Below are 23186 nucleotides of genomic sequence, written 5' to 3' on the forward strand. Positions count from 1 at the left end.
CCTGCCGCAGAGAAGAACATTTTTAGAGAATATCCATGCATAAAACAGATGAACTGCGGACCGCGCGCATCGATAGCCTGATCACGCCACAACAGTTGGCGGATAAGTTGCCTATCTCTTCCGGCGTAGCCAATAACGTGACCGCGTCACGTAAGCGCATTGAAAAAATCCTGACCGGTGAAGATCCTCGTCTATTAGTGGTGGTCGGCCCCTGCTCTATTCACGATCTGGATGCTGCCATTGATTATGCTACTCGCCTGAATGTGCTGCGGGAACGCTATGCAGATCGACTGGAAATCGTGATGCGTACCTATTTCGAAAAACCTCGCACCGTGGTGGGCTGGAAAGGTTTGATCTCCGATCCGACGCTAGATGGCTCCTGTCAGGTCAATCTTGGCATAGAATTGGCACGTAAGCTGTTGCTGAGCGTGAATGAACTGGGATTACCAACGGCCACCGAGTTTCTGGATATGGTGACCGGGCAATATATTGCCGATTTAATTAGCTGGGGTGCCATCGGCGCTCGCACCACGGAAAGTCAGATCCACCGTGAAATGGCGTCGGCGTTGTCCTGTCCGGTTGGCTTTAAAAACGGCACCGATGGCAACACCCGTATCGCTATTGACGCCATTCGTGCGGCTCGGGCCGGTCATATGTTCCTGTCGCCGGATAAAACCGGCCAGATGACCATCTACCAAACCAGCGGTAACCCTTACGGCCACATTATTATGCGCGGCGGTAAACAACCTAATTATGGCGCTACGGACATTGCCGCTGCCTGTGATAGCCTGCGTGAATTCGATTTACCCGAGCATTTGGTGGTCGATTTCAGCCACGGTAATTGCCAGAAAATGCATCGTCGCCAGTTGGAAGTCGCCGAAGACATCGGTCAGCAAATTCGCGCCGGTTCTACGGCAATCGTGGGTGTGATGGCGGAGAGTTTCCTGGTCGAGGGCACGCAAAAAATCGTGGCCGGACAGCCGTTAACCTACGGCCAATCCATCACCGATCCTTGCCTGAACTGGGTCGATACCGAACATTTATTAGCAATTCTGAATGACGCCGTGAATACCCGTTTCTAACCTGCCCCAACCGACAATCCGCGTTAATCATTAATGCTTCAAATTTAGCCAGCTCAGATGTCATCAGGCATCTGAACTGGTTGATTTTTTCTGAATTCCCTCAGGCTTCAGCGCTGACTTTTACATGAAATAATAACCCCAATTGTTAAATAAATTGGGCTATTCGGCTGTCGCCTCGTCTTTTGCATCAGAAGCGTTATTTTGTATATAATTTTTTCTTTTTGTAATTAATGAGATAGACCAGAGACAGCAGGAAATCAAAAAAGTTGTCCAAGGCAATATTTTGCTTGATGTAACCTCCCATTCACATGATAATGATTATCAAATTGATAACCATTTCCGTTTGCATCTAATGAATAACCCTACTTACAGCGATTTGTACCCTGCAACGGCTAGCGGAGCAGAAGATTCTCTCCCGCTGGTGGAGCAACCTGCTTGCATCAATAGCGAGCAACTGCTTGGTAGACATGGACTCGTCATCATCAACCATCAAGGACAATTTTATCAGCTGCGGCAGACCAAATCCGGCAAGCTGATATTGACCAAATAATAACTGCTCCTTGAGATACTTTTTCGCGAGCCACCCAGATCGTTCGATCGAGGCAGCCAGCAATCTAATGATTATGTTTAACTACATATGGAGAATTGCCAGATGTCTCGTGCTTCATCTACGTTGTTCCGTGCGTCATCGCTGAGTTTGGCTATCGCCTGCGCCATTCCTTCGCTGGCCTACGCCGCGCCTACCGCACCGAGCGAATCCGCTGCCACAACAGAAACAGCCAAGAAAAAAGCGGTCCATTCCAGTGAAACCATGACCGTTGTCGCCACGGGTAACCCGCGCAGTAGCTTTGACGCACCGATGATGGTGACGGTTATCGAAGGGGATTCGCCGCTCAGCCAGACGGCCAGCACCTCAGCCGATATGCTGCGTCGCGTGCCAGGCATCCTGATTTCAGGCACGGGACGTACTAACGGTCAGGACGTCAGCCTGCGCGGCTATAACCGTAACGGCGTATTGACACTGGTCGACGGCATCCGTCAAGGCACCGACACCGGCCATATCAATAGCACCTTCCTCGATCCTATGCTGGTCAAACAGATTGAAATCGTGCGTGGCCCAGCGGCCATGCTATACGGCAGCGGCGCATTGGGTGGCGTAATCTCCTATCAAACCGTTGATGCCGCCGATCTGCTGGAGCCGGGTCACAGTAGCGGTTACCGCGTATTTGGCTTAGGTGCCACCGGTGATCACAGCTTGGGCATGGGGGCTTCTGCCTTCGGTAAAACCGATGATTTGGACGGTTTGATTTCCTTTGGCACTCGCGACGTAGGTAATCTTCGCCAAAGTAATGGTTTCAGCGCGCCCAATGACGAAGCGATTAGTAACGTTCTGGCAAAAGGCACCTGGATCATCGATGATAACCAGTCTCTGAGCACCAACCTGCGCTATTACAATAACCGCGCCCGGGAGCCAAAGAATCCCCAAACGCCCGCCGCTTCCGCCGGTAACCTGATGACCGACCGCTCGACCATTCAGCGCGATGCACAGTTGAGCTATAAGCTGCATCCGCAGGGTCAGAATTGGCTGGACGCCACGGCAACGGCCTACTACTCCGATGTCAATATTGATACCACCACCAGGGGCACCGGCTTTGAAGGCCGCGAGCAGAAAACCCACGGCGCGAAACTGGAAAATCGCACTCGCCTGTTCGCTGACAGCGCTGCATCGCACCTGTTGACCTACGGCACCGAAGCCTATCGTCAGGAACAAACGCCTAGCGGCGTCACCACCAGCTTCCCGCAGGCTAAAATCAACTTTGCTTCCGGCTGGGCGCAGGACGAAATTACTCTACGCGATCTGCCGGTGACCGTGCTGGCGGGTACGCGTTTCGACAGCTACAGTGCCAGCAGCCAAAGCAATGCCGATGTTGACGCAGATAAATGGTCGTCGCGCGGTGCTGTCACCGTAAACCCAACCGACTGGCTGATGGTTTTCGGCTCTTATGCCCAAGCCTTTCGCGCTCCTACAATGGGCGAAATATATAATGATTCCAAACACTTCTCGATGGGGCCATTTAATAACTATTGGAAACCCAATCCGAATCTGCGCCCCGAAAGCAATGCTACGCAGGAGTTCGGTTTTGGCCTGAACTTTGATGGCGTATTAGCCGAGAACGACAGCCTGAAATTCAAGGCCAGCTATTTTGATACGCAGGCCAAAGATAAAATTGAGATGAAAGTCGATAACCTCACGACCACCTCTATTAATATTCACCGCGCCAAAATATGGGGTTGGGATGCCACTATGGATTACCAAACCGATTGGTTTAACTGGAATCTGGCCTATAACCGTACCCGTGGCAAAAATATGGATACCGGCGGATTCCTCGACAGCACCAATCCAGACACCGTCACCAGCGCATTGGATATCCCGATTGCCTCGACAGGCTTCTCTGCGGGTTGGGTCGCCACTATGGTTGAACGTAACAATATCGTGACCCGCAACACCAAACAGCAAGCCGGTTACGGCGTCAATGATTTCTACATTAGCTATAAAGGCCGCGATCAGTTCAAAGGGGTGACGACCACCGCCGTGCTGGGTAACGCCTTCGATAAAGAGTATTACTCACCACAAGGTATTCCGCAGGATGGCCGCAACGCCAAACTGTTCGTTAGCTATCAATGGTAATTCATACCCAGGTATGAATTACCCCGTCTAAATTACCTGAGCCAGACTCGATTCTGGCTCAGGTATTTCTCAACAGGAGAGAATGAATGTCAGCAATACTGTTTACCCAATATGAGCAAGCTAAACTCGACAATCCAGGCAAATTTGCACGCGATCTGGCAGAGATCCTTGGTATCAGCGAAGCGGAATTGACCCACGCTCGCGTAGGCCACGGTGCAGAGCGCCTGAAGGTGGATGCTCGGACTCTGCTGACCGAACTGGAAGCGGTTGGCGTGACCAAATCTATTACTCGCAATAGCTACGCGGTACACGAGCAAATGGGTCGTTACCAGAATCAGAGCCTGAACGGCCACGCCGGTTTGATCCTGAATCCGCGTGAGCTGGATCTGCGTCTGTTCCTCGGCCAATGGGATACCGTTTTCGCTCTGCGTGAAGCGACGAAGCACGGCGAACGCTTTAGCTTCCAGTTCTTTGATCTGCAAGGTAATGCGGTTCATAAAGTGTATAACACTGATGAGACCGACATGGCTGCATGGCATGCTTTGGTCGAGAAATACGGCACCGCTAACAACCCGGAGATCGTTATTCAGCCTAAGGCTGACTCCGCTGAAGTGACACCGAATGACAATCATCAGCAAATCGATCAGGAATGGCGGGCAATGACCGACATTCACCAGTTCTTCCAGTTGCTGAAACGTAACAACCTGACGCGCCAGCAGGCTTTCCGCGCCGTCGGCGACGATTTGGCTTATCAGGTAGATAACAGTGCGCTGGAGCAAATCCTGAACGCGGCTAAAGAACAACAAAATGAAATCATGATCTTTGTCGGCAACGGCGGCTGCGTGCAGATCTTCACCGGTCAGATTGAACGTGTCATGCCACACATTGAGAAAGAAGCGCCTTTCCAAGAATGGATTAACGTTTACAACCGTCGCTTCACCCTGCATTTGATTGCCAGCACTATTGCCGAAAGCTGGGTAACGCGAAAACCGACTAAAGACGGTTTCGTTACCAGTCTTGAACTGTTCGCCGTAGATGGCACCCAAATTGCGCAATTATTTGGTCAGCGCAGCGAAGGTCAGCCAGAGCAGAACCAATGGCGCGAGCAGATTGCCGCAGTGGCAACCAAGGACATCGCCGCATGAAAAACTGGCTTCTGACATTAACATTGGCGCTGCCACTGACCAGTGTCGCGGCCGACCGCATCGTTACCATCGGTGGCGATGTCTCTGAAATTACCTACGCCTTGGGCGTAGGTTCAAAAATGGTCGCCCGCGACAGTACCAGCCTGACCCCAGTAGCCATTCGCAGCCTACCGGACGTAGGTTATATGCGCCAACTCAATGCCGAAGGGATTCTGGCGATGCAGCCAACGCTGGTGCTTGCCAGCGAACTGGCTGAACCCTCTCTGGTGCTTAAACAGTTGACCGACAGCGGCGTGAAAGTGGTCACCATTCCCGGTGATACCACGCCAGAAGCCGTACCGGAAAAAATTGCCCTGATCGCCACTGCGGTCAATCAGGCAGATAAAGGCCAGCAGCTTAGCCAAACTTATCTGCAAAAACTGGCCTCGGTTAACACTACCGCCCTGCCGGTCAAAATGCTGTTTGTGATGAGCCACGGTGGCGTTGCGCCTATGGCCGCTGGCCAGCAGACCGCTGCGGACGCGATGATTCGCGCTGCGGGTGCGCAAAATGCCATGCAGGGTTTTAACCGCTATCGCCCGCTGTCGCAGGAAGGCGTGATCGCCAGCGCACCGGATTTACTATTACTGACCACCGATGGCGTGAAATCCCTCGGCGGCCTCGATAAAGTCTGGCGGCTTCCCGGCCTGTCCTTAACGCCTGCCGGTAAACACAAGCGTGTGTTGATTCTAGATGATATGGCGCTGCTGGGCTTTGGCCTGGAAACGCCTAATGTGCTGCTCAAGATACGCGCGGCGGCGGAGCAGAGTAAATGAGACGATACTTGCCACCCGGTTATGCGCTGGGCGGCCTGCTGACGCTATTGGTTCTACTGGCTCTGGGTTCCGCCAATATGGGGGCTTTAACGCTGTCGTTTCACACGCTGTGGAACAGCTCGCTGGACGACGCCTCTTGGCAGATTTGGCTGAATATTCGCTTGCCTCGCGTACTGTTGGCTATCGTGGTGGGTTGTGCGCTGGCAACCTCAGGCGCAGTGATGCAAGGTTTGTTCCGCAACCCGCTGGCCGATCCCGGGTTACTGGGCATCAGCAGCGGCGCGGCGTTGTTCGTCGCTATGGTTATCGTTCTGCCTTTCAGTATTCCCAGCGTACTGGCTTTTTACGGGCATATTATCGCCGCGTTTATCGGCAGTGTGCTAATTTCGCTGCTGATTTTCTCCCTCAGCCGCTTTGGCCACGGCAATCTGTCCCGATTGCTGTTGGCCGGTATCGCCATTAACGCGTTGTGCATGGCGGCAATTGGGGTTCTCAGCTATCTCAGCAGCGATCAACAGTTGCGTCAATTTACCCTATGGATGATGGGCAGCCTGAGTCAGGTTCAATGGCCAACCTTGCTGATCGCCGCTTCGTTAGTGCTGCCAGCCTGCGCTGCCACGCTATTCCAGGCGCGCAAACTCAATTTGCTGCAATTAGGTGACGAAGAGGCGCATTATCTTGGCGTTAACGTTAATCGCACTAAGCTATTGCTGTTACTCCTCAGCGCATTACTGGTAGGCGCCGCCGTGGCTTTGAGCGGCGTAATTGGCTTTATCGGTCTGGTGATCCCTCATCTGATTCGGATGCGTTTAGGTGCCGATCATCGCTGGCTGCTTCCCGGTGCGGCCTTGGGCGGAGCCTGTCTGCTGCTGACCGCCGATACTATCGCCCGCACTCTGGTTGCGCCTGCGGAAATGCCGGTAGGGTTGATTACCAGCCTGATCGGCGGCCCTTACTTCTTGTGGCTGGTATTACGTCAACCGGAGCGCGCCCGTGGATAATTCAGCGTACTCATCTCATTCGAATCAACCGCTATTACTGGATGCGCAAAGTCTGTGTTTCTCTTTAGGTGGACGTCAGCTCATTCAAGACGTGTCATTACAGATTCGCAGCGGCGAAATGGTCGCCATTATCGGCCCTAACGGGGCGGGCAAGTCCACGCTGATGCGATTGCTCACCGGCTATTTACCCGCCAGCAGCGGCGATTGCCATATGTTAGGCAAATCGCTGGCCAGTTGGCCACAGCAGCAATTGGCTAAAACCCGGGCAGTGATGCGCCAATACAGCGACCTGAAATTCCCGTTTAGCGTAGAAGAAGTGGTGACGATGGGGCGGACGCCCCACGGAAAACTACAGGAGCACGAGGCAGTACAACAGGTTATGGAACAAACCGGCTGTACCAGCCTGGCTAAACGCGATTATCGCCAGCTTTCCGGCGGTGAACAGCAGCGCGTTCAGCTAGCGCGCGTGCTGGCCCAGCTCTGGCAACGCGCGCCATCACCCCGCTGTTTGTTCCTCGATGAACCTACCTCGGCGCTGGATTTACACCACCAGCAACACAGTTTGCGTTTGTTGCGGCAGCTCACGCAGGAACAACCGTTGTCGGTATGTTGTGTCCTGCATGATCTCAATTTGGCTGCGCTGTATGCCGATCGAATTTTGCTGCTGCATCAAGGCCGATTGGTCGCCGCAGGTACGCCGCAGGACGTCCTGCATACTGACATACTAACCCGTTGGTATCAGGCGGATTTAGGCGTGTACAGTCATCCTGAAAATCAGTTGCCACAGGTTTATTTGCGACAGTAATCCCCTTCCCGTTATCTAACCTGCGCATATGATTTTCAGAAACTCATACTGCGCAGGTTAGCTTAGATATTCGCAAGCCAACACCATTCCCCGTATGTGTTCAGATGATTTTTACCACACGTTCAAGGGGTAACGAATTAAAACTTAACGGTTAAAACCAAACGGGTAACGGTGTAACCGCCGCGTTGCAGATAAACAGGCATAAAAAAACGGAGGCTAAGCGCTGCCACTTTGTCCTCCGTTCGACTCTCAACCGGCCATATTTGAAATATCCATATTCGCGGTTCTTCTAGCTGGAGCAGGATATCTCCAGATGCTTTCCCCAATCTGGCGGCAAAGCGGCCAGATCGTCATATTCGGCATTATCAGCAAATGGCTGTTGCAACGCCAAATGCAGCCTGTGCAACGCGCTGATATCGTCATTTTCTGCCAGCTCAATCGCTTGCTGAGCCAGATAATTACGTAAGATCAGCTTAGGATTCACTGACTTCATCGCCTGCTGCCGTTGAGCGTCATCAATAGTTTCTTGCTGTAGCCGCGTCCGATATTGCGAATACCATTTATCAAAGGCATCCCGATCGACAAAGTCATCCCGCAGTGGCGAATGAGCGGAAGATTGCTCCGTTTCACTGAGGCGACGGAACGTACGGGTGTAATCCTGTTTTTCTTTCATCATCAGACTCAATAAACCAGTCAACAAATCGTTATCCTGTTTATCGGTAGTGAAAAAACCCAGTTTGGCGCGCATTTGCTGCCCGTAGGCCGCCATCAACGCCGGTTCGTAGGCATCCAACGCCTGCTGTAGCTCTTCCGCCATCAGTAATCCGGATAGAGACTGCCCCAAACGATGTAAATTCCAGTAGGCCACCGCCGGTTGGTTATCAAAAGCATAGCGTCCCTGATGGTCGGTATGATTACAAATATAGTCCGGCTGGTAATCATCCAGAAAACCGAACGGGCCATAATCCATGGTGATACCAAGAATTGACATATTGTCGGTATTCATTACACCGTGAGCAAAACCTACCGTTTGCCAGGACGCAATCATTCTCGCCGTGCGCTCTACCACGTCGGTGAACCAAGCCAGATAAGGCCTGGCTTCGTCAGCTAAATTCGGCCAATGGCGGGCAATGACGTAATCAGCCAATTGTTTAACCTGTACTGGCTGCTGGCGATAATAGAAATGTTCGAAATGACCGAAACGAACATGACTTTCCGCCACTCGCAACAACATCGCACCGCGCTCAGGCTGCTCACGGAATACCGGATTCTCGCTGGTCACAATGGTTAGTGCACGACTGCTGGCAATCCCTAAATGATGCAGCGCTTCAGAGGCCAGAAACTCACGCACTACCGAGCGCAACACCGCCCGCCCATCTCCCATGCGCGAATAAGGCGTCAGCCCCGCGCCTTTCAGGTGCCAATCCAGCTGACGACCATCGCTCAGTTGCTGTTCACCGAGCAAAATCCCCCGACCATCACCCAGTTGTCCCGCCCATACGCCGAACTGATGACCGCTATATACCTGAGCCAGCGGATCCATTCCCGGCAGCAATTGTTCCCCGGCCCAAACCTTGGCTTTATCACCGGAGAACCAACTGTCATCCAGCTCAAGTTCTGCTGCCAGCGATGCGCTGTGATACAGCAAACGCGCGCCTTTTAACGGCGTTGGCCGCAAACGGGTATAAAATCCGGGCAACGCCCGGCCATAGCTGTTATCAAAATCCGGCATTACATCAGTTCCTCAACCAGCCAACGGCGTAGTTCAACTAATTCAGCCTGTGAATCAGGGAAATCAGCGATCAGCGTCTGACATAGGGCGTCCACCGCTTCAGGACGATAAGCTACACCCGGTAACCGTTCGGCCAATGTTTCCAGCGGGGTTGGATTCAGGCTATCGGTAAATACTTGGCTGCGTTCGATAGAACCTCGCAATACATCTAAATGCACTTCAACACCGCCCCACTGAAAACGAGTGTCCATTTGATGATTAAAGGCTGGCGCCTGGCCAAAATTCCATTCCCAGCTACTTTGGCGGGCAAACTGCTCGCTAAAGCCGGGTAAATCCGGCAAGGCTAGTGGAGAAATAATTTCTGCCTGCGCCCGTTCGTCGTAGTAATCAAAGTAGGATTGCTCTATGGCTCTGCAAATCTGCTCATGATCGATACCCGGTATCAGCTCGACCAGATTGGCGACCCGCGACCGAACCGAGGCAATGCCTTTCGCCTGTAGTTTCTTAGGATCGGGATTAAGATAATCAACCAGACGCCCTAAATTGGCGTTTATCAATAAGGTACCATGATGGAAGCCGCGATCTTTGGTTTCCCGATAAGCAGAGCCAGAAACTTTACGCTCGCCACCTTCCGTGACAACGACCAGATCATTACGACCAGAAGCCGTGGCGTCGATCCCCAATGTCTTGAGGGCATTAAGAATAATTTGAGTGGAAACCGTTTTATCGTATTCAGGTTTGCCTGCCATAAAGGTAAAGCAGGTGTTGCCCAAATCGTGGAATACCGCCCCACCGCCGCTGCTGCGACGCGCCAGTTTAATACCGTCTTCAGCCATACGCCGCGTATTACACTCTTTCCACGGATTCTGAGCGCGACCAATGACAATGGTATTATCGTTTCGCCAGAGAAAAAGTACCCGCTGATCCGGCGACATTTGGCGGAAAATACAGTCCTCTACAGCCAGATTAAACCAAGGATCATAGGAATCAGAAATGAATAAACGAAGGGATGGCATAAAGGGCTCCGCACCAAAATAAACAGCCGTTAAGATAACACAGTTGCGGCTGTTTATCGGCGGTTAGATGCGGCGCGCCTGCCAGTAAACGCGTTTCCAGTACACGTTTTCTAACGAAGAACGGATGACGCCTTTACTGGTGGATGCGTGAATGAATTCATCATTAGTATCGTAAATACCAACGTGCAATCCATTCCCTCCACTGCCCGTTTTGAAGAACACTAAATCTCCCGGCATCAGCTCATCGCGAGAGACTTTGGTACCCAGACTGGTTTGTGCTTCAGTGGTTCGGGGCAACTGCATATCAAAACGATCGCGGAAAGTGCGATAGACAAAGCCGGAGCAATCGACGCCGCGCTGGTCCATTCCGCCATATTGGTAAGGCGTACCCTGCCATTGACGCAATTGCTCTTTTAACTGTGCGACCACCACAATCGGGTCAGATAGGTGTCCGCTGGGTGCCGGAGCTCTGCTACTACACCCGGCAAGAATAAGACAGGCCAGAAAAATCCAAAAACGCATCCGCATAGATCTCTCACCGAATAATAAGCCCGGTTGGCTTTCCTTGAGCGGAAACCATAAGAAAACCAAGCTATCATGCTGAATTCATCTGGCTAATCTATATTTCGTGCGCGCAAAAAACAAGTTATCTGAATAAGATAATAGTGCTAAAGCTATTTAATCGGCTTCGAATGTATTAACCAAACGCCAAACAGGATAATGGCGGCTCCCAGGGTCTTTAATAACGTGGCGCTTTCGTGGAACCAAGGCAAAGTCACCGCCGCCAGATAAACCAGCGCATAACTAATACTTAAGAGTGGATAAGCCTGATTTAATGGCAAATAACGCAAAGCGAAGAACCAGCACAGCATCGAAAGCGCATAGCCGAATAAACCCGCAGTGACGGCGGCAAGTGGCGACAGATGATCGGTGAAGAATTGCAGATCCATGCCAGCCCAGCTAATCAGCGGTAAGTGAATCACACCCCATTTCAGTAATAGCTGCGCCAACGTCACCAACAGCACGCTACCTATTCCCCAACCGTAACCTTTCATCGCGGCAAACTCATCAGCAAAATACCCAACATAATGGCGACAATACCTAGCCAATGGCGCAAGCCAACGGCTTCACCGAAGAAAAAGCGTGATGCCAGCGTAACCAAGACAAAATTAAAACTGAGCATAGGGTAAGCGATGCTTAAAGGCAGGTGTTGCAGCAGCCGAAGCCACAGCAACATCCCCAATCCGAGCAACAGCACCGCCGTAGCTAGCCACCTAAAGGTGTGAGTACGACGGCTCGGTTGTTCTGTAGCCCAAATCTGAGCCGCCTGCTTTTGACATAGCTGTCCGGCGCAGGTCAGCAGACTCACCATCAATAACAGCAGGTAACTCATCATGGAATTTGCTTATACCACAGCAACGCCATTCTGCTGTTTTGCGTAACCTGATCCGCCGCAGGCAGGCTTTCTGGCAAGGTTTCACCTCGGGATAACTGTAAGACCAGCGAAACATTCCCCTGTTTACGCGCCTTAGCCAGCCATTGAGGGAAATCTTCAAAACTGACGTAACGATCCGCCGCATCCGGATAGGCTAAACCATAATTCACTTCGCCTTTTTCGCTAAACATAATGATATCACTACGTTTCAACTCCCAGGCCAGACCCGAAGCCACGCCGACGCCATCCGAGAGTACGTAGCGGCTTTGTTCAAGCTCCGCGCGGTTCTGCTGGATAAAATACTGAGGCAGCTTGGAGTTAATCACCTGTTGCGGAATGACATACGCCACCAGCAACGCAAACAGCAGCGGGCAAACGGCCGCCCAGCGCCAATGGCGAGCATTTTGTCGCAGGCTGAAATAGCCAACGCATCCCCATGCAGCAAATGACAGAGTCCCGAGAATCACTTTGATTTTCTCATCGGCGGCGTACACCACCAGGTGAGAAAATACGCCCAAACCGATCAACAGTACGGCCAACGCGCAGACGGTGCCGAAAATCAGATTGATATAGCCGTTTACCTTCAGCGCGCTCATCTGCAATTTAGCCACACAATCCTGCGCGTACGCTGCCATAAGCAATGATATCGGCGCAATACACGGCAGAATATAGGTTGGCAATTTTCCTTTGGCGATGCTGAAAAATATAAACGGCATCACTGCCCAGCTCAGCAGGAAGAAGAGTTCCGGTCGAGCCACTCGCTCACGCCAGCCTTTGAGTAATGCCCCCGGCAACAGTCCTAACCAAGGTAATACGCCCAGACAAATCAGCGGTAGGTAATACCAGAATGGCGCTTTATGCTGCGCGTCTTTCTCGGCAAAGCGCTGAATATGCTCCACCCAGAAGAAATAATGCCAGAAATCAGGTTCACGCTGCGCAATCGCTAACGCCCAAGGCAGGCTCAGCAAACAGGCACTGACGATAGCTATCGGGCCAAACAACAGTAGCTCTTTGGTTCGACGTTGTTGAATTACAATGGGAATAACCGCAATCACCGGAACGGCCAATGCCAAAAAGCCCTTGGTCATAAAGCCCATGGCACAAACCAGCCCCAAAAATGCATAGGCGGTCATTTTCTGTCGGGAAGTTTTGGCTCTCAGCGTCAGATAAAAACACAGCATCGATGCTGTCAGCCACAGCGTAATCATAGGATCGAGAACGCTATAAGTCCCGATACTGAATACCAGCAGCGAAGAGATATAAATCAGGCTAGCCAGCAGCGCGGTATTACGATTACGCCACATTAATGTCGCTAGCCAAAATACCAAAATGGCGCTGAGTCCAATACTGAATACTGAACCAAAACGCACCGCAAAGTTATTATCACCGAAGATCCACTGGCTGATATTATTAAACCAATATCCGGCAATAGGCTTTTCAAAATAACGAATACCCAATAAATGCGGCACGACCCAATCACCCTGCTGTAGCATTTCTCGGCTAATTTCCGCATAACGGGTTTCATCCGGTTGCCACAGTAAACGGCCGTTCAAGGGCACGATATATAACACAGCAAAAAATACCGCCAGTAGCGCTACGCCACCCTTTTTTAACGCGTCGCTCATGAATTTGTCACCTCAGACTGACAGCCTAACCACCCCTCTCTGCCTGGGAAAGCAGAACGCACGACCTTGCCTAGCGGCAAGTTTGAACGATTTTCCGGTAACAATGAGCTTAAAGCGCAAAATTCAATTCCCTGCTTCTGCGCTTTCACTAATAGATTTTCAAACATCGCTGCCTGTGACATCCCTTCAACTTCGGCGTGAATGGTATAAACCGGCACTCCGCTATCTCGCAGAATGGCATCCAGAATAAAATCGTTAAAATCCTGCGGACGAACTTCACTGCCGACGACTTCATCGTAAGTCGGTAATGTCACGGGGATTTGTACGCTGCCTTCACTGCCATCAGGCAATATTGGCCGGAAAGGACGCGTGCCGCGGCAATCGCTGTTATAGCTGAAGTTAAACGGCTGTTTCGCTTCTAATACTCGCTCGTCGGCGCGCCACCCGGCGACCGCAGAGCAACTAACCGGCCCGTGGATACTGTCTTGCAATGCATCCACACCACGCTGAATCTGATCTTTGAGCTGTGCTTTCGACCAGGTGCCGACTTTCGCCTGCCAGCCCTGATGATCCCAAGCGTGCAAGCCAACTTCATGACCGGCAGCCTGCGTTTCTTTCATCACGTCGCCTAAATGTTTGGCAATTAACTTGCCCGGCCAGGCGGTACCGGCCAGCAGAATCTGCCAGCCGTACAGCGAAGCTGCGTTTGAGCGCAACATTTTCCATAAGAAACGGGGACGTAGCAGGCGCCATAAATGGCGCCCCATGTTGTCCGGCCCAACGCTAAAAAAGAAACTGGCCTGAATACCGTGTTTATCTAACACATTCAACAGTGAAGGCACCCCATCGCGGGTGCCACGGTAAGTATCGACGTCAATCCTCAGGCCCACTCGTTTCATTTAGCCTTCCCATCATCCTGTTCAATGGATTTATCGTCCAGCGCGCTGCGCAGGAAGAAGTCCAACGTTTCGGCGACAGTTTGCTGCATGGCGATTTCAGGCTGCCAGTTCAGCAAACGGCGGGCGTTTTCAATGCTCGGCGTACGATGTTCAACGTCCTGATACCCTTTGCCATAGTAAGCGCTGCTTTCGATGGTTTTCATGCCAGCAAACGGCGGGAATTGGTCGCGCAATTCATGTTTCTCAAAGCTGGCCAACAGCATTTCAGCCAGTTCACGAATGCTGGCTTCGTTAGTCGGGTTACCGATATTGATAATCTGACCGTCGCAACGTCCTTCGCGGTTTTCAATGATGCGGAATAAAGCTTCAATACCGTCGTTAATATCAGTAAAGGTACGTTTTTGTTCCCCACCGTCAACCAGTTTGATCGGCGAACCTTCCACCAGATTCAATATCAACTGAGTAATGGCACGGGAACTACCGATACGAGCAGCATCCAGATTATCCAAACGCGGCCCCATCCAGTTAAACGGACGGAATAAGGTAAATTTCAGACCTTCTTTTTCGCCGTATGCCCAAATAACTCGATCCAATAATTGCTTGGAGACAGAATAAATCCAGCGCTGTTTATTAATCGGCCCGACAATCAGACGAGAATGGTCTTCATCAAACTCTTTGTCATCGCACATACCGTAAACTTCAGAGGTCGACGGAAAAACAATACGTTTGTTGTACTTCACGCAGTCACGCACGATTTTGAGGTTCTCTTCAAAATCCAGTTCAAAGACTTTCAGCGGATTACGGGTATATTCAATCGGCGTGGCAATAGCGACCAGCGGTAATATCACATCGCACTTCTTAATATGATATTCAATCCATTCCGAGTGAATACTGATATCACCTTCAACAAAATGGAAGCGTGGATTATCCATAAAGCGACCCAGCGCATCGGAACCGATATCCAGTCCGTAAACTTCGTAGCCGTCATCACGTAATAAACGTTCAGTCAGATGGTTACCGATAAATCCATTGACGCCCAAAATCAGGACTCGGGTGCGTCTTTTCTTTTTATTTAGCGGTTTAACCCCTAAACGGACATCGGCTACCATCCCCATTTCCAATGCCAGACGGCTGCCCTGCACGTACAGTCCGGATTCGCCCTGACCGGCGATGATTTCAAGCGCGCCCTCACCGCAGGCTACCACCAATGGATTGGTGCCAAGTACGGTTCCTGGCAATTTTTGGTGCTCGATGTCCAGTGGCCTGGCACGCCATACAATCAACTTGCGCTGTCCCAAATGGCTGAATGCGCCTGGGTAAGGTTCTGTCACCGCGCGTACCAGATTATGTAATTCGCGAGCGGATTTAACCCAATCGATTTCGCCATCGGCGGCGGTACGGCGACCAAAATAGCTGGCGTCCGCTTCATTCTGAGGCGTTAGTGTTAACGGGCCACGCTTCATTTTTGGCAATAAATCCTGCAACAGAGCCTGCGCGGCATCGCGCATTTTTGCATGTAAGGTTAAAGCCGTATCCGTATCGCTGATAGCCACTTTACGCTGACCTGCGATGTCGCCCGCATCCGCTCGCTTCACCATTTTGTGCAAGGTTACGCCAGTTTCGGTTTCACCTTTGACCAACGCCCAGTTAATCGGCGCGCGACCGCGGTAGCGAGGTAACAATGAACCGTGCAGGTTAAATGCGCCCTGCGGAGCCAGAGATAAAATCTCATCGCTCAACAAGTTACGATAATAGAATGAAAAAATGACGTCCGGCTGCATTTCGCGGATCTGCTCAACCCATAAAGGATGGTTGACGTCTTCGGGGGCAAACACCGGCAATTGTAGATCGGCGGCAACCCGCGCAACGGAAGAGAAAAAGTGATTCTCATTCGGAGAATCAGTATGGGTAAACACTGCCTGAACGTCATAACCCGCTTCAACCAGTGCATTAACGCCCACGCAGCCAATATCGTGATAGGCAAATACAATCGCTTTCATCATTCTTCTTCCTGAGTTTTTTTGGCCTGCTGAGACTCGACCACTTTTTGCACAAAATATCGGGGACGCGCGCGTACGTCGTTGTAAATTCGTCCGATGTATTCACCGAGTAAACCCATACCAACGAATTGTGCCCCAATAAACATAAATAACACCGCGAACAGCGTGAACACGCCGCCGCCAGCCCATTCCGGGCCAAAAATCAAACGTAATGCCACCAGCAGTACCGAGAGGGTGAAACCTGACAGTGCAATGACGCTGCCAACCAGACTGAGCAAACGCAACGGCGTAGTTGTCAGGCAGGTGATCAGGTCGTACATCAGGTTAATCAGCTTCATCAGACTGTATTTGGAGTCGCCAAACTCGCGCTCGGCGTGATGAACCTTAATTTCTGTGGTTTTTCTGGCAAAGGTGTTGGCGAGTATCGGAATAAAAGTACTGCGTTCGTGACAGTGTAACATCGCGTCAACAATATGCCGACGGTAGGCACGTAGCATACAGCCGTAGTCCCCCATCGATTTCCCTGTCGCTTTTTGGATCATCATGTTGATCATCTTGGAGGCCGTTTTACGGAACATAGAATCCTGACGGTTGGCACGCACTGTACCGACCACGTCATAACCCTCTTCGGCAACGCTCACTAAACGGGGAATTTCTTCCGGCGGGTTTTGCAAATCCGCATCTAACGTAATAACCAGATCGCCACTGACCTGATTAAAACCCGCCATAATGGCAGAGTGCTGGCCATAATTACGGTTTAGCAAGACGGCAATAATGCAGCTATCCGGTTTTTCTGCCGCAGCGGTTAGCATTTCTGCCGAATTATCGCTGCTGCCGTCATCCACCAAAATAATTTCATAAGGCTGGCGTAATAACTGGCAGGCAGCCGAGGTTCTCTCCAATAATGCGGGTAAACTTTCCTGTTCGTTATAAACAGGAATAACAATCGAGACTTTATTAATTTCTTCAGGCTGTGACACGGCGAGGCCCTATAATAGTTGCTAATGCGTTGACCACCCGGTCAACATCGCTATCTTGCATATCGGGGAACAGAGGCAAAGTACAAAGCCGGGCTGAATTCCACTCGGTATTTGGCAAAGTTAAATCGGGATAACGTTCGCGATAATATTTTTGCGTATGAGCCGCACGGAAATGCAAACCAGAGCCAATGCCCAAGGCTTTTAATTCAGCCATAAGTTGATCTCGGCTTATACCGCACTGCTCGGAATCTACCCGAACCATAAATAGGTGCCAGGCGTGATGATGAGGATAATCAGGCAATGCCAAAGGTTGTAACGGTGAACCTGCCAATGCCTGAATATAACGTTCAGCCAAAGCCTGACGGCGAGCGTTTATTTCCGGTAGCCGTTTCAGTTGCACCACAGCAATAGCCGCGTGAATATCGGATAAATTATATTTATATCCCGGTTCGACCACTTCTGCCTGCGGGCTACGCCCTTTTAACTCACGGTCAAAAGCATCAACGCCTAATCCATGAAATTTTAAGCGACGTACTTTTTCAGCCAGCACGTCATCATCGGTTGCGATTAATCCGCCCTCGGCGCAGGTCATATTCTTAATCGCATGGAAAGAGAAAATCGCCGTTCCTTGCTGCCCTATCCATTCATCGCCGTAGCGTGTTCCTGCCGCATGCGCCGCATCTTCAATCAGCGGAATCTGATGCTGACGGGCAACTTGCCTAATGCTGTTTAAATCACAGGGCGCGCCAGCATAATGCACCGGAATAATCGCCTTGGTTTTAGGGGTGATAGCAGCGGCAATACTTTCAGCGCTAACCATCAGCGTGTTCCAGTCAACATCGACCATCACCGGAACGGCACCCAATAACTCAATCATATTAAGGGTAGAAACCCAGGTTTGAGAAGGCGTTATCACCTCATCGCCCGGCCCAACGCCCAGTGCCATTAAAGTAATATGCATTCCCGCCGTGGCAGAACAGACCGCTACGGCATGTTTGCAGCCAAAAGCCTGGCAAAACTCGCGTTCTAATTGTTGATTCTTCGGTCCGGTGGTAATCCACCCTGATGTCAGAACTTCTGTAACAGCAGCAATTTCTTCACTGCCAATAGCAGGAACAGAGAAAGGTAAGAAATTTTCCATGAATGTACCCAGTAGGACACAACAAATTTAACGCCACTATAAGTCGAAGTAAGTTAACGAAAACTAAACGCGGCCACGATTGATCTCACTGCACACCACTGATAAATGTAGACAATGAACCTTAATCCAACCTTAAGAACAGGAGAAAAAAACATTATTTTGTGGCGTGTGCACAAAATTTAGCCAGAGTTGGCTTAATGTAAATATTCTGATGAATCAAGAGAATAAACTTCATTTTTGCAACACAACAGCAGAAGAAGGTGAATGTTTACCGATTTACGCTCAGTTTCAGTATAGAAATAACCGAAACTCAGAAATAATCATAATCGTATAATTTATAAAAATAGTTTAGCTAAAATAATTAATTTTTGAGTGACGTGCAGGGTTAATCGAATGATCCTATCTCCGTCATTCATTGCAGTATCGCGTTATTTAGAGATAAGAAGTAAAGATGGCGTGAATTAAGGGACAGAAAATAGAGAAAAAGTCTGTTCAACATCGGATTAACGCAAAATGTATAGGAGCAGCAATGGCACTTCTCCCCCATCATCTGCCAATAACGATCCGTTTGAATGCGTTTTCACTACAAATCAAAATATCAATGAACAGCCAGAATTAACGCTGGCTGTTCCTATTTCACTTGAAATTTCATGTTACTTACTACATATGACTAATTTTACAAAGGTAGACGTGCCTCTGTATGTTAAGTGATAAGCTGACTTTTTAAACGATGCCCGTTACTGATTTTATCAAAAACGCCCCCAATCTCGTACTCGTTATGGGATAAATTCTTCGCCTGACGAATCACGTCGTTATAAGTTATCTTCGTTCCTTTGATATTAACTCCATACTCGGTTTTTTGAGCTTCAACTAAAAATCTTTTAACCTGATGTGGATGTAAATAGGCAGAGAAGCGACCAAATGTTACACACTGGCCTTTTTATCCATACCAAACACACGATTTTTTTCGCTTGCAAGACCCAATCCAATATTTAAATAATCAGTATTTCCAATTAGTTTACCCACCATACCAGCCTCCTCATAACAACATGAAAAAAAAAGACATTTACAGAGGAAAATCAAGACCTATTCGTTCAATACACGCATCTGAAATAAACCGTTCCATTATGGATAACAAACTTGGTATATCCATTCCATATAGCGGGAGACGTAGCCAACAGATCACATCATTTTTTTCATCAAAGGCAAAAACCGGCTGCCATAAATAATCTGTTGGCCTATTTTTATTCAACAGAGCAATCATTTCCTCTAACGATAAACTGTTCGCCATACCTACTGAGGTCTGAAGTATCCAATATTCTTGATCTATCGCGCATAGATTCAATTGCAAAGCATCATCGATTGTCAACGTAATGATATCTTGATTTTCAGCTATCTCGGGAGCTTCAAATCCTATAGCAACCAACAATTCATAAGTAATAAGATGAAATTGCCTTAAATGGCTCACCGGTAGCAGCCCTCTTGAGAAAATTTGACGGAGTGACCCCTTACTAAGCAATAATTGCATTAAACATAGAATCCAATCTATAAAATATCGGTACTACCATTGAGTTATTATAGTGAATTAAGTGGAAAAATTGAGTTAACCTCGCCTAATAATGGCTAGGTTAACTTCATTTATATACGATATAAAAATTAGGGAGTAATTAACAACCAGAATAGTTAATGCAATAATTATTAATTCTGACAAACAATCCAATTCTGCTGATTAAAACGGTGTAATTGAAAATTCACCTCAAAAATCGGTGATAATATCTCTGGTCGCATCACTTCCAGCGTTTCACCCTGCGCAACCAGTTTTCCCTGCGCCAGTAGCCAGATTCTGTCGGCCTGTTGCAGGCTATGATTCAGATCGTGAGCGCTGACAATAACACTGCGACCGCTGGCGCAAAACTCCCGTAACAGCGCATCTAACGCAACTTTTTGCGCCACATCAAGGCTATTGGTTGGCTCATCCAGTAGTAATAATTGGCTATGATGATTCACCGTTGGCCATACCTGTAACAAAATAGCCGCCAGCCTGACCCGCTGCCATTCTCCGCCGGAAAGTTGAGTGAGAGAACGCGGCAGCTTATCGGCTAAACGTAATTTTTCACAGAGATAACCGATGGCTATCGCCACGGATTCCGAATCCGCCCCTACGGGCTGATGCAGAGAGAGATATTGAAATACCGGCATCAGGCTAACCGACGTTTGCTGCTGACTGAGATAAGCCCGATACCGTGCTAATTCAGCGCCGGAATACTGCGTAAGAGGCGTTGCGCCCAGAGAAATATCCCCCGTAGTCGGTAATACACCCGCGGCGCAGGCTAGCAAGGTGCTCTTCCCCGCACCGTTCGGGCCAATAAGATGAATTTGCAACCCAGCATCAACCTGCGCTGAAAACGGGGCTAATCGGCCCGCGACACTGACATCGTTGAGTTGCAATAACGTCACAATAATCTCGTTAGCTAATAAGTTAAGTGAAAATCAGTGCTGAGCCAGCGCCTGAACGATCGCGGCAATGATTGCCGGATCTTCTGGCGTCATATCCGGTGAGAAACGCTGAATAACCGTACCGTCCCGGCCAATCAAAAATTTTTCGAAGTTCCACAATATATCGCCGATCTGTTTTGGTGCACGCCCCTTACTGCTCATCCGCTGGACAAACTCGCTGTCCGCAGGCGTCAAAGCCTGTGGCTTAGCGGAAATTAAGTGTTGATACAACGGATGACGGCCTGAGCCATTAACTTCGACTTTACTGAACATGGGGAATTCTACGCCAAAGGTGCCCCGGCAAAATGCCTGAATCTCTTCATCGCTGCCTGGCTCCTGACCGGCAAACTCATTGCTCGGAAATCCTAAAACTTCAAAACCTTGTTGATGATAGGTATTGTACAGTTTTTCCAGACCTGCGTATTGTTTGGTCAGTCCGCACTCGGAGGCAACGTTCACCACCAGCAGCACGGAGCCTTGATAGGCCTTCAGCGACGTCGTTTGATGATCGATAGTGTGTAGTTGAGTAGCATAAATCGGAGCGGTCATCGGATGTCATCCTTATTATAGAGAGTGAAACTTTTATTATAGAGAGCTAAACTTTTACCGAGTTAACCCTGAGCGATATTGATGCAAAGTCCTCTTAAAGCGACTATTAGCAGGTTTTCCGTTCACGACTCTACGCTTTTCACCCTAATCAGTAACCAGATAAATAGCGGAGCTCCCAGCGTTGCCGTCACCACGCCAATCGGCAATTCTGCGGAAAACAAGGCAACACGAGCAATCACATCGGCTAACAGTAGCACTCCCGCCCCGGCCAAAGCGCAGCCTGTTAACAGGAATCGCTGATCGGTCAGCCCGGTTAATCGCAAAATATGTGGGATTACCAGACCGACAAAGCCAATCACACCGGCTAATGCAACGCTGATGCCTACCAGCAGACCAATAGCCAAAACCAATAGATTACGCCACCTATGGAGTGAGACCCCAAGCTGTCGCGCCTGCTGCTCTCCCAGCGCCATATAGTTCAGGATTCTACCTTGCAGGCAAAGCCAAATCACCACTGGCAATAACAGCAACACCAGCAACCACTGCCGCCAATCTATCCCGCTAAAACCGCCCATCATCCAATACATCAGCTGACGTAGATCCAGACTGGTACTGAAATAAACCGCCCACGTCATCACAGCACTGCATACAATCCCCAAAGCTACGCCAACCAGCAGCAATCTGGCATTGCTTAAACGTCGGCGTCGGGCAAAAGCCAGCAGCAGCGAGGTCATGACCAACGCGCCGATAATTGCACTCAGACTCAGCACCCACACCGGCAGCAAGCCGTGCCCTAATAAAACCGCCAGCACCAGCGTAACGCCAGCTCCGTTCGCCACGCCTAACAATCCCGGCTCGGCCAATGGATTTTCGAACAGGCTTTGCATTATGGCTCCCGCTACCGCCAGACTGGCACCAACCATCATTACGACTAATGCTCTAGGTAAACGCAGTTGCCATACAAATAATTGTCCATCGGCGCTTAGCCACCGATTGGGCCATATCCAAACCTCCCCTGCGCAAAGAGCAAGTGACAGAGCCAGTAACATACCGCAGGCGAGGAGTCCGAGATAACGACGATCCCGCCGCAGCTGATGCTGCTGGAGTAAGATAAATGTCTGACTTATCTGCATAATATTCTGCAATCCGGCTGACAGAACATGACTGGGAAAACAGGATCATGATCCGAGATAGAAAAAGGCTTATTGCCTGGGTTTGAGGACAGATATTAGGGGGTTAGCAGGATAAGTGAAAGTTTTGCGTAGCAAGGGCAAGGATTTTATTCGTAAATACATTAATTGGCATCTTCCTATATGAGAGACACGGCAGCAAAGCGTAGAAACTCATTAGCGAGTTCGGCGAGAATAAAACGAACGCGGAAGACGGGGCGGAAGCAGAGAAAATCGCGTTTCTGGCTATGCTAGCTATAAGATTACAAAAGAAAAAGGCCGCTTGCGCGGCCTTTTTTGTCGGATGACTCACTCTTTGGGAGTGGCATTCTCTACCCGGCTTTTTAGCTTCTGCCCAGGACGGAAAGTCACCACACGGCGCGCCGTAATAGGAATGTCCTCACCGGTCTTCGGATTACGGCCCGGACGTTGGTTTTTGTCTCGCAGATCAAAATTGCCAAAGCCAGACAATTTGACCTGTTCGCCATTCTCCAGAGCACGACGTACCTCTTCAAAGAATAACTCTACCAGGTCTTTGGCATCCCGTTTGCTAAGCCCAAGCTTTTCAAACAGATGTTCTGACATTTCAGCTTTAGTAAGCGCCATA

The 23186-nt window shown here is 49.9% G+C and carries 22 protein-coding genes; 7 read left to right on the forward strand and 15 right to left on the reverse strand.

All coding sequences use genetic code 11. The features are described from left to right. Positions 1–35: 35 nt before the first annotated feature. The 7 genes from DBA33_RS03605 to DBA33_RS03635 all read left to right on the forward strand — a co-directional run bounded on the left by DBA33_RS03605 (position 36) and on the right by DBA33_RS03635 (position 7537). On the forward strand, positions 36–1082 hold the full coding sequence (locus tag DBA33_RS03605) for a 3-deoxy-7-phosphoheptulonate synthase (RefSeq protein ID WP_064514002.1): 1047 nt from the start codon (positions 36–38) through the stop codon (positions 1080–1082). Positions 1083–1434: 352 nt separating this feature from the next. Beyond that, complete coding sequence (locus DBA33_RS03610) at positions 1435–1632, forward strand: hemin uptake protein HemP (protein ID WP_120805601.1); 198 nt, start codon at positions 1435–1437, stop codon at positions 1630–1632. A gap of 102 nt (positions 1633–1734) precedes the next feature. Beyond that, positions 1735–3771 carry a TonB-dependent hemoglobin/transferrin/lactoferrin family receptor gene (locus tag DBA33_RS03615; RefSeq protein ID WP_064514004.1) on the forward strand — a complete coding sequence of 679 codons (2037 nt, stop codon included), beginning with the start codon at positions 1735–1737 and terminating at the stop codon, positions 3769–3771. Between the two features lie 86 nt (positions 3772–3857). Further along, complete coding sequence (locus tag DBA33_RS03620; protein ID WP_120805566.1) at positions 3858–4916, forward strand: ChuX/HutX family heme-like substrate-binding protein; 1059 nt, start codon at positions 3858–3860, stop codon at positions 4914–4916. Then, complete coding sequence (locus DBA33_RS03625; protein ID WP_064514008.1) at positions 4913–5731, forward strand: ABC transporter substrate-binding protein; 819 nt, start codon at positions 4913–4915, stop codon at positions 5729–5731. The genes DBA33_RS03620 and DBA33_RS03625 overlap by 4 nt, the downstream gene beginning before the upstream one ends. Beyond that, a complete protein-coding gene (locus DBA33_RS03630) occupies positions 5728–6732 on the forward strand; it encodes an iron ABC transporter permease (protein WP_064514010.1) in 1005 nt (334 codons plus the stop codon). The genes DBA33_RS03625 and DBA33_RS03630 overlap by 4 nt, the downstream gene beginning before the upstream one ends. After that, positions 6725–7537, forward strand: a complete 813-nt coding sequence (locus DBA33_RS03635) for a heme ABC transporter ATP-binding protein (RefSeq protein ID WP_179207941.1) — start codon at positions 6725–6727, stop codon at positions 7535–7537. The genes DBA33_RS03630 and DBA33_RS03635 overlap by 8 nt, the downstream gene beginning before the upstream one ends. A gap of 289 nt (positions 7538–7826) precedes the next feature. On the opposite strand, the gene DBA33_RS03640 is transcribed toward DBA33_RS03635, so the two are convergent. From DBA33_RS03640 to ihfA, 15 genes are all read right to left on the reverse strand, one after another. Next, complete coding sequence (locus DBA33_RS03640) at positions 7827–9269, reverse strand: protein adenylyltransferase SelO (protein ID WP_120805567.1); 1443 nt, start codon at positions 9267–9269, stop codon at positions 7827–7829. Continuing rightward, positions 9269–10285 (reverse strand): lipoate--protein ligase A, encoded by a 1017-nt coding sequence (locus tag DBA33_RS03645; protein WP_064514014.1) that lies wholly within the window; start codon positions 10283–10285, stop codon positions 9269–9271. The genes DBA33_RS03640 and DBA33_RS03645 overlap by 1 nt, the downstream gene beginning before the upstream one ends. Positions 10286–10348: 63 nt before the next feature. Next, entirely contained in the window at positions 10349–10813 is a 465-nt protein-coding gene (locus DBA33_RS03650) for an NlpC/P60 family protein (RefSeq protein ID WP_064514016.1), read from the reverse strand. A gap of 146 nt (positions 10814–10959) precedes the next feature. Then, positions 10960–11340 carry a 4-amino-4-deoxy-L-arabinose-phosphoundecaprenol flippase subunit ArnF gene (arnF, locus tag DBA33_RS03655; protein ID WP_064514018.1) on the reverse strand — a complete coding sequence of 127 codons (381 nt, stop codon included), beginning with the start codon at positions 11338–11340 and terminating at the stop codon, positions 10960–10962. After that, positions 11337–11681, reverse strand: a complete 345-nt coding sequence (gene arnE, locus DBA33_RS03660; protein ID WP_064514019.1) for a 4-amino-4-deoxy-L-arabinose-phosphoundecaprenol flippase subunit ArnE — start codon at positions 11679–11681, stop codon at positions 11337–11339. Before arnE ends, arnF begins: the two co-directional genes overlap by 4 nt. Then, positions 11678–13345, reverse strand: coding sequence for a lipid IV(A) 4-amino-4-deoxy-L-arabinosyltransferase (gene arnT, locus DBA33_RS03665; protein WP_064514021.1), 1668 nt, complete (start codon positions 13343–13345; stop codon positions 11678–11680). The genes arnE and arnT overlap by 4 nt, the downstream gene beginning before the upstream one ends. After that, complete coding sequence (arnD, locus tag DBA33_RS03670; protein WP_064514022.1) at positions 13342–14244, reverse strand: 4-deoxy-4-formamido-L-arabinose-phosphoundecaprenol deformylase; 903 nt, start codon at positions 14242–14244, stop codon at positions 13342–13344. Before arnD ends, arnT begins: the two co-directional genes overlap by 4 nt. Next, complete coding sequence (gene arnA, locus DBA33_RS03675) at positions 14241–16244, reverse strand: bifunctional UDP-4-amino-4-deoxy-L-arabinose formyltransferase/UDP-glucuronic acid oxidase ArnA (protein WP_120805603.1); 2004 nt, start codon at positions 16242–16244, stop codon at positions 14241–14243. Before arnA ends, arnD begins: the two co-directional genes overlap by 4 nt. Continuing rightward, complete coding sequence (gene arnC, locus DBA33_RS03680; protein ID WP_064514024.1) at positions 16244–17224, reverse strand: undecaprenyl-phosphate 4-deoxy-4-formamido-L-arabinose transferase; 981 nt, start codon at positions 17222–17224, stop codon at positions 16244–16246. The genes arnA and arnC overlap by 1 nt, the downstream gene beginning before the upstream one ends. Next, on the reverse strand, positions 17211–18365 hold the full coding sequence (gene arnB / locus DBA33_RS03685; protein WP_120805569.1) for a UDP-4-amino-4-deoxy-L-arabinose aminotransferase: 1155 nt from the start codon (positions 18363–18365) through the stop codon (positions 17211–17213). The genes arnC and arnB overlap by 14 nt, the downstream gene beginning before the upstream one ends. A 1066-nt stretch (positions 18366–19431) precedes the next feature. Further along, complete coding sequence (locus DBA33_RS03690) at positions 19432–19893, reverse strand: CesT family type III secretion system chaperone (RefSeq protein WP_064514030.1); 462 nt, start codon at positions 19891–19893, stop codon at positions 19432–19434. A gap of 170 nt (positions 19894–20063) precedes the next feature. After that, positions 20064–20822: a vitamin B12 ABC transporter ATP-binding protein BtuD gene (btuD, locus tag DBA33_RS03695; RefSeq protein WP_120805571.1), complete on the reverse strand. Its 759-nt coding sequence runs from the start codon at positions 20820–20822 to the stop codon at positions 20064–20066. 33 nt (positions 20823–20855) lie between these two features. Next, entirely contained in the window at positions 20856–21410 is a 555-nt protein-coding gene (locus DBA33_RS03700; protein ID WP_120805573.1) for a glutathione peroxidase, read from the reverse strand. A 122-nt stretch (positions 21411–21532) separates the two neighbouring features. Continuing rightward, a complete protein-coding gene (gene btuC / locus DBA33_RS03705; RefSeq protein WP_120805575.1) occupies positions 21533–22543 on the reverse strand; it encodes a vitamin B12 ABC transporter permease BtuC in 1011 nt (336 codons plus the stop codon). A gap of 345 nt (positions 22544–22888) precedes the next feature. Then, positions 22889–23185: an integration host factor subunit alpha gene (gene ihfA, locus DBA33_RS03710; RefSeq protein WP_004717732.1), complete on the reverse strand. Its 297-nt coding sequence runs from the start codon at positions 23183–23185 to the stop codon at positions 22889–22891. Position 23186 lies beyond the last annotated feature (1 nt).

This window comes from Yersinia sp. IP36721 (genome assembly GCF_003634395.1).
Lineage (GTDB): Bacteria > Pseudomonadota > Gammaproteobacteria > Enterobacterales > Enterobacteriaceae > Yersinia > Yersinia entomophaga.

Bases quoted from the DNA above. Each gene is read 5' to 3' on its own strand.
- DBA33_RS03605 (WP_064514002.1), top strand. From the start codon at position 36: ATGCATAAAACAGATGAACTGCGGACCGCGCGCATCGATAGCCTGATC.
- DBA33_RS03610 (WP_120805601.1), top strand. From the start codon at position 1,435: ATGAATAACCCTACTTACAGCGATTTGTACCCTGCAACGGCTAGCGGA.
- DBA33_RS03615 (WP_064514004.1), top strand. From the start codon at position 1,735: ATGTCTCGTGCTTCATCTACGTTGTTCCGTGCGTCATCGCTGAGTTTG.
- DBA33_RS03620 (WP_120805566.1), top strand. From the start codon at position 3,858: ATGTCAGCAATACTGTTTACCCAATATGAGCAAGCTAAACTCGACAAT.
- DBA33_RS03625 (WP_064514008.1), top strand. From the start codon at position 4,913: ATGAAAAACTGGCTTCTGACATTAACATTGGCGCTGCCACTGACCAGT.
- DBA33_RS03630 (WP_064514010.1), top strand. From the start codon at position 5,728: ATGAGACGATACTTGCCACCCGGTTATGCGCTGGGCGGCCTGCTGACG.
- DBA33_RS03640 (WP_120805567.1), bottom strand. From the start codon at position 9,269: ATGCCGGATTTTGATAACAGCTATGGCCGGGCGTTGCCCGGATTTTAT.
- DBA33_RS03645 (WP_064514014.1), bottom strand. From the start codon at position 10,285: ATGCCATCCCTTCGTTTATTCATTTCTGATTCCTATGATCCTTGGTTT.
- DBA33_RS03650 (WP_064514016.1), bottom strand. From the start codon at position 10,813: ATGCGGATGCGTTTTTGGATTTTTCTGGCCTGTCTTATTCTTGCCGGG.
- arnF (WP_064514018.1), bottom strand. From the start codon at position 11,340: ATGAAAGGTTACGGTTGGGGAATAGGTAGCGTGCTGTTGGTGACGTTG.
- arnE (WP_064514019.1), bottom strand. From the start codon at position 11,681: ATGATGAGTTACCTGCTGTTATTGATGGTGAGTCTGCTGACCTGCGCC.
- arnT (WP_064514021.1), bottom strand. From the start codon at position 13,345: ATGAGCGACGCGTTAAAAAAGGGTGGCGTAGCGCTACTGGCGGTATTT.
- arnD (WP_064514022.1), bottom strand. From the start codon at position 14,244: ATGAAACGAGTGGGCCTGAGGATTGACGTCGATACTTACCGTGGCACC.
- arnA (WP_120805603.1), bottom strand. From the start codon at position 16,244: ATGAAAGCGATTGTATTTGCCTATCACGATATTGGCTGCGTGGGCGTT.
- arnB (WP_120805569.1), bottom strand. From the start codon at position 18,365: ATGGAAAATTTCTTACCTTTCTCTGTTCCTGCTATTGGCAGTGAAGAA.
- DBA33_RS03690 (WP_064514030.1), bottom strand. From the start codon at position 19,893: ATGCAATTATTGCTTAGTAAGGGGTCACTCCGTCAAATTTTCTCAAGA.
- DBA33_RS03700 (WP_120805573.1), bottom strand. From the start codon at position 21,410: ATGACCGCTCCGATTTATGCTACTCAACTACACACTATCGATCATCAA.
- btuC (WP_120805575.1), bottom strand. From the start codon at position 22,543: ATGCAGATAAGTCAGACATTTATCTTACTCCAGCAGCATCAGCTGCGG.
- ihfA (WP_004717732.1), bottom strand. From the start codon at position 23,185: ATGGCGCTTACTAAAGCTGAAATGTCAGAACATCTGTTTGAAAAGCTT.